The 11484-nt window shown below is 62.3% G+C and carries 12 protein-coding genes, 1 tRNA gene and 1 pseudogene; 10 read left to right on the plus strand and 4 right to left on the minus strand.

Annotation, left to right across the window (positions count from 1 at the left end):
- Nucleotides 1–39 precede the first annotated feature (39 nt).
- From AB4Z51_RS34675 to AB4Z51_RS34685, 3 genes are all read left to right on the plus strand, one after another.
- On the plus strand, nucleotides 40–267 hold the full coding sequence (locus AB4Z51_RS34675; protein WP_441498913.1) for a hypothetical protein: 228 nt from the start codon (nucleotides 40–42) through the stop codon (nucleotides 265–267).
- Nucleotides 264–437, plus strand: a complete 174-nt coding sequence (locus tag AB4Z51_RS34680; protein WP_441498914.1) for a hypothetical protein — start codon at nucleotides 264–266, stop codon at nucleotides 435–437. Before AB4Z51_RS34675 ends, AB4Z51_RS34680 begins: the two co-directional genes overlap by 4 nt.
- Before the next feature lie 96 nt (nucleotides 438–533).
- Entirely contained in the window at nucleotides 534–2144 is a 1611-nt protein-coding gene (locus tag AB4Z51_RS34685) for a sensor histidine kinase (protein ID WP_441498915.1), read from the plus strand.
- A 69-nt stretch (nucleotides 2145–2213) separates the two neighbouring features.
- Here the strand turns inward: AB4Z51_RS34685 and AB4Z51_RS34690 are convergent, their stop codons facing one another.
- Both AB4Z51_RS34690 and AB4Z51_RS34695 read right to left on the minus strand, forming a co-directional pair.
- Nucleotides 2214–2483: a DUF6538 domain-containing protein gene (locus tag AB4Z51_RS34690; protein ID WP_441498916.1), complete on the minus strand. Its 270-nt coding sequence runs from the start codon at nucleotides 2481–2483 to the stop codon at nucleotides 2214–2216.
- 230 nt (nucleotides 2484–2713) lie between these two features.
- Nucleotides 2714–2803 (minus strand) — tRNA-Ser (locus AB4Z51_RS34695).
- Nucleotides 2804–3039: 236 nt separating this feature from the next.
- On the opposite strand from AB4Z51_RS34695, the pseudogene AB4Z51_RS34700 reads away from it, so the two are divergent.
- Nucleotides 3040–3895 (plus strand): annotated as a pseudogene (locus AB4Z51_RS34700) (alpha/beta fold hydrolase).
- Between the two features lie 169 nt (nucleotides 3896–4064).
- Here the strand turns inward: AB4Z51_RS34700 and AB4Z51_RS34705 are convergent.
- The gene (locus AB4Z51_RS34705) at nucleotides 4065–5198 is read right to left on the minus strand and encodes an ROK family protein (RefSeq protein ID WP_135215815.1); all 1134 of its coding nucleotides are present in this window, start codon (nucleotides 5196–5198) and stop codon (nucleotides 4065–4067) included.
- 141 nt (nucleotides 5199–5339) lie between these two features.
- On the opposite strand from AB4Z51_RS34705, the gene AB4Z51_RS34710 reads away from it, so the two are divergent.
- The 4 genes from AB4Z51_RS34710 (at nucleotide 5340) to AB4Z51_RS34725 (ending at nucleotide 8641) form a co-directional block, all read left to right on the plus strand.
- Nucleotides 5340–6899 (plus strand): metallophosphoesterase family protein, encoded by a 1560-nt coding sequence (locus AB4Z51_RS34710; protein ID WP_354079799.1) that lies wholly within the window; start codon nucleotides 5340–5342, stop codon nucleotides 6897–6899.
- A 248-nt stretch (nucleotides 6900–7147) separates the two neighbouring features.
- The gene (gene rplU, locus AB4Z51_RS34715; RefSeq protein ID WP_063980440.1) at nucleotides 7148–7537 is read left to right on the plus strand and encodes a 50S ribosomal protein L21; all 390 of its coding nucleotides are present in this window, start codon (nucleotides 7148–7150) and stop codon (nucleotides 7535–7537) included.
- 97 nt (nucleotides 7538–7634) lie between these two features.
- Nucleotides 7635–7904: a 50S ribosomal protein L27 gene (rpmA, locus tag AB4Z51_RS34720; RefSeq protein ID WP_011083253.1), complete on the plus strand. Its 270-nt coding sequence runs from the start codon at nucleotides 7635–7637 to the stop codon at nucleotides 7902–7904.
- Between the two features lie 143 nt (nucleotides 7905–8047).
- The gene (locus AB4Z51_RS34725; protein ID WP_028149983.1) at nucleotides 8048–8641 is read left to right on the plus strand and encodes a GNAT family N-acetyltransferase; all 594 of its coding nucleotides are present in this window, start codon (nucleotides 8048–8050) and stop codon (nucleotides 8639–8641) included.
- A gap of 182 nt (nucleotides 8642–8823) precedes the next feature.
- Here the strand turns inward: AB4Z51_RS34725 and AB4Z51_RS34730 are convergent, their stop codons facing one another.
- Nucleotides 8824–9738: a DMT family transporter gene (locus AB4Z51_RS34730; protein WP_041960617.1), complete on the minus strand. Its 915-nt coding sequence runs from the start codon at nucleotides 9736–9738 to the stop codon at nucleotides 8824–8826.
- A gap of 118 nt (nucleotides 9739–9856) precedes the next feature.
- Between AB4Z51_RS34730 and AB4Z51_RS34735 the strand changes: the two genes are divergently transcribed.
- On the plus strand, nucleotides 9857–10339 hold the full coding sequence (locus AB4Z51_RS34735; protein WP_085399717.1) for a MaoC family dehydratase: 483 nt from the start codon (nucleotides 9857–9859) through the stop codon (nucleotides 10337–10339).
- Between the two features lie 85 nt (nucleotides 10340–10424).
- Entirely contained in the window at nucleotides 10425–11465 is a 1041-nt protein-coding gene (obgE, locus tag AB4Z51_RS34740) for a GTPase ObgE (protein ID WP_085399699.1), read from the plus strand.
- Nucleotides 11466–11484 lie beyond the last annotated feature (19 nt).

Genomic DNA, 11484 nt, shown 5'->3' on the forward strand with positions numbered 1-11484 from the left:
TCTCGGACATGGAAGGAAATTCTTACGTCTGGAGTGACGATGATGCTCGACGCTGATCTCGCCCGCATTCGCGCCCACCGCAACAACATCCACCGCTATCGTCGGTTGCTCCTAACCAATCTTTCCGAGTTGGAGCGCCAGTTCATCGAACGACGTCTGGCCGAAGAGCTGAGCTCGCTGGCCGCGCTCACTGCCGAGACTTTTCCAATCGCGTTTTCGCATTCCCAGGGAAGCCAGGCGGCCGCCAGCCTGGCGGCAGAGCCATGAGCGATCTTCGCGACGTGCTCATCCGCGGCAGCGAGAAGATCATCGACTACTGCCGGCTATTTCTCGCCGCTCGACGAGTGAAAGCAAGCGCGCACTATTACGCCAAGATCGAGCGAGAACAGCGTCTGTTGGACGAACATCAGGGTCGGTCGGAGCGCCTGGCCGTGTAGCGGCTGGCGCTCCTTGCCGGCGACTGCCAATGCAGCCGAGGTATGCGACTAAGAGCCGTTATTGAGTTCCCCACTTCACTGCCGTAGGCATGTCACATGGAGTCCTGGTCCCCATCCGGCTTGCCCACCGCCCCCCAGCTTCAATGGGGCAGTCATCTGGCGCATTTTTTCGCATCGGGCGACGAGCTGCACGATCTTCTCATTCCCTATTTCAAGGCCGGTCTCGAGAACAACGAGCGGTGCCTTTGGGTAACCGGCGAGGCCTTCGACGCGGAGCGGGCCCGCTCGTCCCTGCGTGCCGCGGTGCCGGACCTCGACGGTCGGGAGCGTGCCGGCCAAATCGAAATCGTCGATGGCGACGAGTGGTACGCGGCCGGACAGAAGATAGAGCCCCAAGAACTCGTCAACGGCCTCCTGCAGCGCGAACAGGATGCGCTCGCGCTCGGCTATGACGGCCTGAGAACTAACGGCAATTGCGCGTGGGCGCGAGAGCAATGGGCCGACTTTCTGAACTATGAGACGCTTGTGCAGAGCGCCGTGCGCGGGCGGCGCATGATCTGCCTTTGCAGCTACTGCACGGAAGAACTTCGAAACGGCGCGCAACTGGAGGTGATGGAACGTCATGACTTGACGGTGCCAAGCTTGCCACGGGCCCTACGGCAGCACGGTGCGAACGGGGCGGCCATCCTCGTCGATGGGTTGAGAGCTGTACCACAAGCTCCTGAAGTTCAGCGTCTGCGGGACGAGCTGGCGCGGCAGAAGCGCGTCTTCGACTTGGCGATGACGGCCTCCGACATGGGAACATGGCGCTATACGCTTGCCGACAACATCTGCGTCTACGACGAGAACGCGCAGCGCCTCTACGGGCTGACCGAAGCGCGTTTTCTCCATGACGACGAGGGAGTGAAATCCAAATTTCATCCCGACGATCTAGAGCTCATGTGGGCGCGGGTCGCGAAGGCGCTCGATCTTGAGAGCGATGGCCGCTACGACGTCGAGTATCGGGTCAAGCAGTTCGACGGAAGCTGGCGATGGCTGAGTGCGTGGGGTCTTGTCGAATTCGAAGGCGAAGGCTCCGACCGAAAGCCGACGGCAATCGCCGGCGCAAGCAGGGATCTGACGCAGAGGAAACAGGCAGAGGAACAGCAGCGGCTTCTTCTGGACGAACTGAACCACCGCGTCAAAAACACTTTGGCGACGGTCCAGGCGATCACCACGCAGACCCTGCGGACGGCGCGCGATCTTCCCTCGGCGAGGGAGGCCGTGGAGCGGCGCATCCATTCGATGGCGCGAGCTCACGACCTTCTGACGTCCCGTTCCTGGAAGGGCGCCAACATGACCGATGTCGTCGCGCGCGCCCTTGAGGCCTTTACGCCCACCCAAGTACAGGTTTCCGGAGAATCCGTCGAGCTTTCATCGAGGCACACACTTGCTCTGTCGCTGGCGCTACATGAGCTCGCCACGAACGCGACGAAGTACGGCGCTCTGTCGTGCTCGGGCGGGTCGGTGAATTTGGCGTGGTCGGTCCGGGATGGAAAGCTTCGCATCGACTGGAAAGAAAACGGCGGGCCGCCCGTGACCCCTCCAACCCAGCAGGGATTCGGCACTCGATTGCTGGAGGTCCTGCTTTCACGCGACCTCGGCGGAAGCATGAAGCTCCAATACAACGTGGCCGGCGTGCGCTGCAGCGTCGTGGTTGCGCTCTGACCGCCGGTCGGTCCGGACAGGAGCTTGTCCCGGGAACGAACAGCAACCGACAGCACTCGCTTTCTGGTCTTAGCCGCCTTTTTGGCAGACCTCGAACGCGAGGTGCGTGAGCTGCGTCGGCTGCTGGCCGGCCATCACGCGCCACTCCCGCTCCAGCTTCAGGTTCTCCTCCTGGCAAAGGATCTTGGCCTCTTCCAGGTCGGTGGTGCCAAGACTGAACTTGATCTCGGCGGGCATTCCGAACCTGCGATACTTCGCCGGAACGCGGCGTCGAAACCAGTAGACCTTCGAACGCGGATTCTTCCAAGGACCGATCACGACAAGTCTCACGGTGACCACTCCTGTGTACCACCGGGACTTTTCGGAAAGAGTGGGACTCGTCGCCGGCGACAGGAAGGAGCCAATCCTACCAGTGAAGCCCCGCGCTTACGCACGCGAAATAGCTTTCGATTAGCGACAATCTATGTAAAATTGGGGTCACCTCGGGGGCTACACCCTGGGGCTACACCAGAGCTTCTGATTTGCAGTAAGACCTTGTTTTACGGGGCTTTCTCGAAGCCGTTTTATTATGGCGGAGAGGGAGGGATTCGAACCCCCGATAGGCTTGCACCTATGCCGCATTTCGAGTGCGGTGCATTCAACCACTCTGCCACCTCTCCTGAAGGCGCCAAGTAAGGAGCAGGGCCCCTGTGGTTGGGGGCGTTAATAGGCGAGGATGGCGGGCCAGACAAGGCGCGAAAGGGGAAAATCCGCTGCCTCTTTCAGCCCCCACCCCGGAGCCGTCTCCGGTCCGATGAATCCGAACGGGGCTCCAGCTTCTTGTTTTGACGCGTTTTATTGACGCGAACCGGGTCTACTTCGCTCGAAAGCGCTCTCATCGCCGGGAGGAACTGCCGTGGAGCATCTGACGATCAACGCCAATGGCGCCGATTTCCACCTGGTCCGCGCTGGGCGAGGCAAACCGCTGCTTTTGCTGCATGGTTGGCCGGAATTCTGGCTGACCTGGGAGCCGGTGATATCAAGGCTTTCGGACCGGTTCATGCTGATCGCGCCCGATCTGCGCGGCTTCGGCGACAGCGACAAGCCGGACGGGCCTTTTGGGCCGGACGGCGGACATGCTGGCGCTGATGGACGGGCTCGGCATCGAGCGATTCGCCGTGGTCGGCCACGATGTCGGCGGCGCCGTGATGCAGCCTTTGGCCCGGCAGGCGCCCGAGCGGCTCGCGGGGCTGTTTTTCTTCGACTTCGTCTATCCCGGCATCGGGCCGCGCATGGCGGCGCCTGATCGACTCAACCACATCTGGTATCAGTCTTTCCATCAGATGGAGATAGCCGAGCGGCTCGTCGGCGCGAGCCGCGAGAGCTGCCGGCTCTATATCGGTCACTTCCTCAAGGGTTGGGCGCATCGGAAGAGCGCCTTCGACGATGTTCTCGACGCTTTCGCCGACAATTTCTTCAGAGAAGGCAACCTCGCCGGCGGCTTTGCGCATTATCGCGCCTCGCATGCCGGACGGGTTGCGATGATGAAGGGCGAAGCCCCGCAGCTGGCACCGATCAACGTGCCGACCCGCGTGCGCTGGGCCGAGCACGATCCGCTGTTTCCCTATGCCTGGACCGATCGTCTCGGCGAGACGTTTGGCGATCTCGATCTTGCGATGTTTCCGGGCGTCGGCCACTTCCCGCATCGGGAAGATCCGGATCGCGCGGCCGCGGAGATCGCGGCGTTTTTTCAGCGGATCGGCTGGAGCTGAAGACAGGGGTGGGACCGCCAGACGCGGTAAACACTGGCGGTCCCGTGCCGCTCATTGAAATACTGGCTGGGAAGGGCGGCTTCGCCGGCCAGGGTGAGGCGACGATTCGACCCTAGCGAGTGTCCTGTGCGCCGCAACGCAATCCGGTCCTTAACCTAACCAGTCAAGGTTACTCCTTGTCCGCCTTACTCTTTTTCTTGCCGTTCTCAGTAGAATCCCGGTCTTTTCCGTTGCCGTTCTCCTTGCGGCGGTTGGTGAAGCGCGCATTGCCGAGCCCGGTGCCGATGGTGAGCACGCCCCAGCGATCGACATCCTGCATGAACGGCACCTCGGAGAGGCCCTGAACCACGCCGTCATTGTGCATCAGGATCGCGGTGTCGTGCTCGCCGATCTCGGGGATGCCCTCGATCAGGCTCGCCGGCAGGTTGAACTTGCTGCTCTCCCAATTGCCCGGCAGGTTTTGGGCGCCCTTCTCGATCGAGCCGTCCTCGTTGATCACGCCGGGACAGGCGATGCCGATGAAGGGCGCGAGCTTGAAGCCGTCTTTCTCAGCCTCGGTGATCAGCCCCTTCAGCATCTTGATGAGCCGCTTCACCGCACCCTCGCGGGTCGGCTCGTCATCGGCATGACGCCACAGCTCGGATTTCACGACCTTGGCCTTCGAGAGGTCCTTGGCCTTCTTCCAGCCGGTCTCCACCAGGCCGCAGCGGATGTTGGTGCCGCCGATGTCGACGGCGAGGATGCTGTCATGGGCCTCGAAGATCCAGGACGGCGCCAGATGCAACGCGCCGATCAATCCGGCTTCATCGGGATGGGCGCGGATCGGCACCATGTCGATCTTGAAATCCTCGGCCTTGAGGATGATCCCGGTGCGCGCGATCGCAAGCTCCCCGAGCCGTGAATCGCGGAAGCCGCCGCCGACGACGATGCGCTCGGTCTTGGCCCAGGCCTTGCTCTTGAGGAAGCGACGGGTGACGTAAGCGAGCTCCTGGGCAAAGTCCTCGATGGCGCTATGCACCACGGCCCAGGCCTCGGTGTCATCGCCGATCAGGATGGCGTCCAGCGTCTTCTTGCTGATCTCATCCGATGGCTCCTTGCCGAACGGGTCCTCGCCGGACTTGCGCAGCGGCTTGCGCCAGCGCTCGAGGATGTCGCGAAACGCGCCCTTGCTGGCGCGGTCGCCGAGGAAACCGTCCTCGTCCTTCATCTCGATGTTGAAGCTGTCGATATCCACCGACGGCAGCCGCGCCGCGCCGTGGGCGGCGATGCCCGTCGTCGTCTTGACCAGTTCGTCCGTTGCCATGAAAGCCCTGCCCGATCGCGAAAATCCAGTGGGACAACAAACGGGAACCCGTTTGGTTGCGTTGCCCATGGCACAGTTCTGGCCACGTCCGGGGATACATGGTATATTGTTCACCCTCAGATTGCGGGGGAGGTGGATCGAATGGGAATCGCCTTCGACCTGGCCACCGTCAACTGGTTGGCCCATCTGCTTCAGCCTGGCGGACACATTCCCCGGCGTGCCGCGCCTGATGAGCACGAATCGCTGGAAATGTTCCTAAGCCAATTGCCGGAGCGTTTTGTCTCCTCTCGCGGCAACGAGGACAAGGTGCGCCGGGTCGCTGAGGCGGCACGTGAGCAATTGAGCCGGATTCCCTACGGGCAGGAGATTCCCCTTCAACTCCTCGAGTCGCTGCAGCAACTGCTTTCGCACTATCCCTGGATCAGCATGATCGTGCCATCGATGAAGAATGTGGAGCTGGATCGTTTTCTGGCCTCTCGAGAATTTCTTCACGATCTCGTCCATGAGGTGAAGTGGCAAGACGACGGCCTGATCATGCAGCCCCGGGATCTCGACGATCACCCGCAAGCGCTGCTGGACGTCTTCCCCCCATTTCAGACTGCGTTGAACGCAATGACGCGGTGGCCCGGGCTGCTGTTCTGGAGACCCAACAAGGATTCCGTGTTTCTGCCCTTTGCAGGCAAGACGCCGGCTGCTGTCCGCGAATGCGCGGGATGGGCGTTGTCCAACCTCAAGATTTCCAGGTTTCGCGGATTAAAGACATTCGAGGCCGAATATTTCAGGAGATTTCCAGAGGCCAGAGCTACTGCAGCATCAACCACGACGCTGCTGCATATCAGCGACCTTCACATCGGAAGCACCGAGGCAGCGACGAGCTTGCCCCGCCTGCAACAACTGTTGCGGAATCAAATCCACGAGATACCGAATGGGCAAAAGGTCGTTTTGGTCATCAGCGGCGATCTGATCGACGATCCCAAAGACGAGTACTACAATTCGGCGCGACAGTTCCTCGACACAGCGCAAAACCTCACGGAGGAACCACCGATCCTCGTTTTGGGCAACCACGACGTCCGAACAGATGGCTATCTGAGCGAAAACCTGAGAAACGCGATCAAGCTCCCGACAAATCGCGTGCGATGGTTCGATGATCGGCCTCTTGGTCTGGTCTGCTTCAATTCAGTGGCCGGCGGCCGTCTGGCCGCGGGCAAGATTGGGCCGGAGCAATTTGCCGACGTTGGCAACGAAATCGACCACAAGCGCGATTGGCGGGATCACACGCTGGTTGGCGTACTCCATCATCATCCGCTCCCGGTCGATAATCCCGCCTGGTATGCAAGGCCGTTCTACGAGCGGATACTGGGACGATTTTTCGAGAAGACCGACCAGCTTGAGGACGCCACCGATTTCGTGGACTTCGTCCGCCAGCGTCGATTTGCCGCCGTGCTTCACGGGCACAAGCATATCCCTCGCGTTGCGTCGATACCGGGACCACCTCCGATCGCGGTTTTGGGATGCGGAAGTTCCGTCGGAAAGGTCCCGACCAATGATGGGAGGATCTTCCTGTCCATCAACCGCATCGACGTCAATCACCAGACCGGGTCCTTGTCGTGCCGGCTGATGGCCGAGCGCACCCTGGGGGCGGGCATGAGCCAATGGGACCGATGGGAGAGCCACGAGATCCTCCATGCGCAGGCCCTGTAACCTCCTGGATTGCGGGTGAATTGCCCTAAACTCTTCGGTTTTCGGCGCTTTTCCTTGACTCTCCGCGTCCGGCGGCTATAAGTCCCGCAACCGGCGCGGGGCGTTTCTCGCGCTGTTTGTTTTTGCGTGGGTTTTCAAAGGGATAACTCCCGCCCGCACAAAACGCGCATAAACCCATAGCGACTGACAAAAAGCCGGCCCGGACGATTCTCGTCGCGAGGCCGGGATTTGAACACGGAGAAAAAACGATGTTCGCAGTCATCAAAACCGGCGGCAAGCAATACCGCGTCGTGCCGGATGATGTTCTCGAAGTAGGCAAGATCGAAGGCGAAGTCGGCTCGATCATACAGCTGAATGAAGTGCTGGTGCTCGGCGGTGACACGCCGGTCCTGGGCGTCCCGACGGTCGCAGGCGCGTCCGTTGCGGTCGAGGTGCTCGACCACAAGCGCGGGCCGAAGGTCATCGCGTTCAAGAAGCGCCGCCGCAAGAATTCGCGCCGCAAGCGCGGCTATCGCGACGAGATCACGGTCCTCCGTATCTCCGAGATCCTGACAGACGGCGCCAAGCCCACCAAGGGCCCGCGTCCGAAGCGGGAGAAGGTCGCCAAGGAAGCGACCACCGAAGAAGCCGCCGCATAATTTGATCACGCGCAATCACGAATTGATGCGTGAGAAATTGTGAAATGATTCCGTCAAGGAATTGATCTAGAAATACGCAGGATTTTGGAGACGAGCCATGGCTCACAAAAAAGCAGGCGGATCATCGCGCAACGGTCGCGATTCGAAGGGCAAGCGCCTCGGCATCAAGGCGTTCGGCGGCGAAGTCGTGATTCCCGGCAACATCATTGCGCGTCAGCGCGGCACCACCTGGCATCCCGGCCTTAATGTCGGCATGGGCACGGACCACACTCTGTTCGCCAAGATCGAGGGTCGCGTCACGTTCCAAGCCAAAGCCAACGGCCGCACATTCGTATCGGTACTCCCGATCGCCGAGGCGGCTGAATAGACGGTGGACCAAATTTGGAGTCCGCCGGGTCCTTGACCGAACCGGCGGAGTCCACAAGACGGCTCCAGGGGAGGCAGGGAAACCGGCCTCCCCTTTCGTTTGACTTGCTCACTTTTCACTTAGTGACTTTGACGGAGCCGGACATGTTGCAGGATTTCTCGAGCGTGACCTTGCGGGAGGCGAGACCGAGCGTCGTCGCCACCGAGCGGCTGACGTTGCGGCGCCCGACTCTCGCCGACGTCAGGACCATCGCCCACCTCGCCAACGACCGCCGTGTCGCGGAAAACACCCGTCGCCTTCCACACCCCTATTCGCAGGACGACGCCGTCGAATTCGTCCGCGCCACCGCCGCGCTCGGCAGCGAGACCGTGTTCCTGATCGAGCACGACACCGGGCCGGTCGGCATGGTCGGCATCGACCGCTCCACGCCCGACAATGCCGAGCTCGGCTACTGGCTCGGCGTCGAGCATTGGGGCCAGGGCTTTGCCACCGAGGCCGCGCGCGGCGCGATCGATTTCTTCTTCGAGGAGTTCGAGGACGATCATCTCTATGCGGGTGCGCGCGTCACCAATCCGGCCTCGCGCAACGTGCTGGAGAAGTGCGGCTTCCAGTGGAGCGGCGTCCAGCTGCATCGCTTCCTCGCGCTGGGCTCGTCCACGCCGGTCGATTGCTTCCGCCTGTCACGCGGCGTGTGGTCGTCGCTGAAGAACTGGAGCAGTGCGCGACGGATGCGGTAGGGCGCGCGGCCACATACACTGCTGTCGTCCCGCGGCGCGACAAAGTCGCGAGCCCGGGACCCATAACCCCAGGGAGAAGTGTGGGACAAAGCTCCCACTCCCAGTTATCGCAAAACGACGTCCTGTGGGTATGGGTCCCGGGCTCGCGCTTCGCGCGCCCCGGGACGACGGTGTGGCTGCAGCTACGCTGGCGGATTCACCTCGTTGCTCGGGCGGCCGAGATCGCGTTCGCGCAAGTAGATGTAGAACCCAGCGCCGATGATGATGGCGGCGCCGATGATGGTGGCAATCGACGGCACGTCGCCGAACACGACGAAGCCGAAGATCACGGCCCAGACGATCATCGAATATTGATATGGCACCACGACGCTCGCCGGTGCCAGCTTGAGCGAGCGGTTGACGCAGAACAGCGCCGTCACCGAGACGCACCCCGCCAGCGCGAAGATCGCGAGGCTGCCCGGTGTCGGCGGCACCCAGTGGAATGCCGACAGCACGGCACCCAGCGAGAACGTGCCGATGAATTGCGACGACGCCATCACGATATCGGGCGTCTTGCGCAGGCTGCGCGTGATCAGCATCAGGGTCGCAAACGACAGACTGCCGCCGAGCGCGATCAGCGCCGGCAGGCTGACCGTCTGGGCCGACGGCCGCAACGCGATCAGCACGCCGCAGAAGCCGATCAGGATCGCCGTCCAGCGCCGCCAGCCGACCTTCTCGCCCAGAAAGATCGCCGACATCGCGGTGACGAAGATGGGGCCCGCGAGATAATAGGTGATGACGTCGGCGAGCGGCAGATAGACCGTCGCGAGGAAGAAAGCGGCCACTTCCAGCGTCGACAGCACGACGCGAAACAGCTGCAGGCGCGGCCGCTCCAGATGCAGGAACTGGTGGCGCTGCCGCCAGACCAGCGGCGACAGCAGCAGCAGCGCGGCGCAGGCGCGCAGGAACAAGAGCTGCCCCACTGAATAGGTCCCGACGAGGAACTTGCCCATGGCGTCGCCGAACGAGAACATGAAGATCGACAGCACCATCAGCGCAATGCCGGCAAGGCGTGCGGAGCGGTCGTCATAGGCGGAGAGATTCTTGAAGAAGGGCATTGGCGCCGTTTTAATCACGTGGGCGCGCCGGACAAGCCCGCATCTGCTGATTGAACGGATTGTCGCACTATTCGCGGCGCGATAGCGATAGACGCCTCCCGAACCAGAGAGCATGGACATGACCGAATTCGACCCGACGCGGCATCGCATGATCCCCGCGCAACGCTGGTTTGAGGATTTCGTGGTCGGCGAGCGCTTCGTGCTGCCGAGCCGCACCCAGACCTCGGCGGTGTTCGCCGCCTTCCAGACCGCGAGCGGCGACACCCATCCCGTGCATTACGACGTGGAATATTGCCGCAGCCGCGGCATGCCGCATCTGCTCGCCCACGGCTTCCAGACCTTGATCCACACGGCGCCCGGCGCGGGCCTGTTTCCGTTCATGGTCGAGGACTCCCTGGTCGGCTTCCTCGAGCAATCGAGCCGGTTCCTCAAACCGGTGTTCGCCGACGACACCATCTATCCCGCGCTCGAGGTCACGGAGCTGGTGCCAGGTCGCACGACCGGCGCGGTGACGCTCAAAAGCACCGTATTCAACCAGCGCAAGGAGCTGGTGCTGGAGGGGATGCAGAAATTCCTGATCCGGAGACGGCCTGCGGGTTAAGCACGGGGCCAAATTCGCAGGATTTCGGCCGATTCAGGGATAAGTCCGGGTTGCCGCGCGGGACCGCCTGCCCTACCTATGGCCCATGAAATTCCTCGACGAAGCAAAGGTCTATATCCGCTCCGGTGACGGCGGGAACGGCTGCGTGGCGTTCCGCCGCGAGAAGTTCATCGAATTCGGCGGTCCTTCCGGCGGCAATGGCGGCCGCGGCGGCAACGTGGTCCTCGAGGTCGCCGACGGCCTCAACACGCTGATCGACTACCGCTACCAGCAGCATTTCAAGGCCCAGAAGGGCGAGAACGGCTCGGGCTCGGACCGTCATGGCGCAAACGGCAAGGCGATCGTGCTGAAGGTCCCCGTGGGCACGCAGATCTTCGACGAGGACCGCGAGACCCTGATCCACGACTTCACTGATGTCGGCGAGAAGTTCGTGCTGGCCGAGGGCGGCAATGGCGGCTTCGGCAACGCGCATTTCAAGTCCTCGACCAACCGCGCACCACGCAACGCCAATCCCGGCCAGCCCGGCGAGGAGCGCTGGATCTGGCTGCGACTGAAACTGATCGCGGATGCCGGACTGGTCGGCCTGCCCAATGCCGGCAAATCGACCTTCCTTTCCAAGGTCAGCGCGGCGAAGCCGAAGATCGCCGACTATCCCTTCACCACGCTGCATCCGCAACTCGGCGTCGTGAATTCCGACGGCCGCGAATTCGTGCTGGCGGACATTCCCGGTCTGATCGAAGGCGCGCATGAAGGCGCCGGCCTCGGCGACCGCTTCCTCGGCCATGTCGAGCGCTGCCGCGTGCTGCTGCATCTCGTCGATGCGACCTGCGAGCATGCCGGCAAGGCCTACAAGACGGTTCGCAACGAGCTCAATGCCTATGGCGGCCTGCTCACCGACAAGATCGAGATCGTCGCGCTGAACAAGATCGACGCGGTCGAGCCGGACGAGTTGAAGAAGCAGAAGGACCGGCTGAAACGCGCCGCCAAGAAGACACCGCTGCTGCTCTCCGGCATCACCGGCGACGGCGTGAAGGAAGCGTTGCGCGCGCTTGTCGAAGTGATCGGCGAGGCCCCGGTATCGGCCAAGGCGAAGAGCGCGGCCGAAGCGGAGCCGTGGTCGGCGTAATCCGACGCGCTCAAGCGGC

The organism is Bradyrhizobium sp. 2TAF36 (genome assembly GCF_052114925.1).
In the GTDB taxonomy this organism is placed as follows: Bacteria; Pseudomonadota; Alphaproteobacteria; order Rhizobiales; family Xanthobacteraceae; genus Bradyrhizobium; species Bradyrhizobium barranii.

What these genes read in the sequence shown, in the direction of transcription:
- AB4Z51_RS34675 (WP_441498913.1), top strand. Translation starts at nt 40, where the DNA reads ATGATGCTCGACGCTGATCTCGCCCGCATTCGCGCCCACCGCAACAAC.
- AB4Z51_RS34680 (WP_441498914.1), top strand. Translation starts at nt 264, where the DNA reads ATGAGCGATCTTCGCGACGTGCTCATCCGCGGCAGCGAGAAGATCATC.
- AB4Z51_RS34685 (WP_441498915.1), top strand. Translation starts at nt 534, where the DNA reads ATGGAGTCCTGGTCCCCATCCGGCTTGCCCACCGCCCCCCAGCTTCAA.
- AB4Z51_RS34705 (WP_135215815.1), bottom strand. Translation starts at nt 5,198, where the DNA reads ATGGCAACGGACGAACTGGTCAAGACGACGACGGGCATCGCCGCCCAC.
- AB4Z51_RS34710 (WP_354079799.1), top strand. Translation starts at nt 5,340, where the DNA reads ATGGGAATCGCCTTCGACCTGGCCACCGTCAACTGGTTGGCCCATCTG.
- rplU (WP_063980440.1), top strand. Translation starts at nt 7,148, where the DNA reads ATGTTCGCAGTCATCAAAACCGGCGGCAAGCAATACCGCGTCGTGCCG.
- rpmA (WP_011083253.1), top strand. Translation starts at nt 7,635, where the DNA reads ATGGCTCACAAAAAAGCAGGCGGATCATCGCGCAACGGTCGCGATTCG.
- AB4Z51_RS34725 (WP_028149983.1), top strand. Translation starts at nt 8,048, where the DNA reads ATGTTGCAGGATTTCTCGAGCGTGACCTTGCGGGAGGCGAGACCGAGC.
- AB4Z51_RS34730 (WP_041960617.1), bottom strand. Translation starts at nt 9,738, where the DNA reads ATGCCCTTCTTCAAGAATCTCTCCGCCTATGACGACCGCTCCGCACGC.
- AB4Z51_RS34735 (WP_085399717.1), top strand. Translation starts at nt 9,857, where the DNA reads ATGACCGAATTCGACCCGACGCGGCATCGCATGATCCCCGCGCAACGC.
- obgE (WP_085399699.1), top strand. Translation starts at nt 10,425, where the DNA reads ATGAAATTCCTCGACGAAGCAAAGGTCTATATCCGCTCCGGTGACGGC.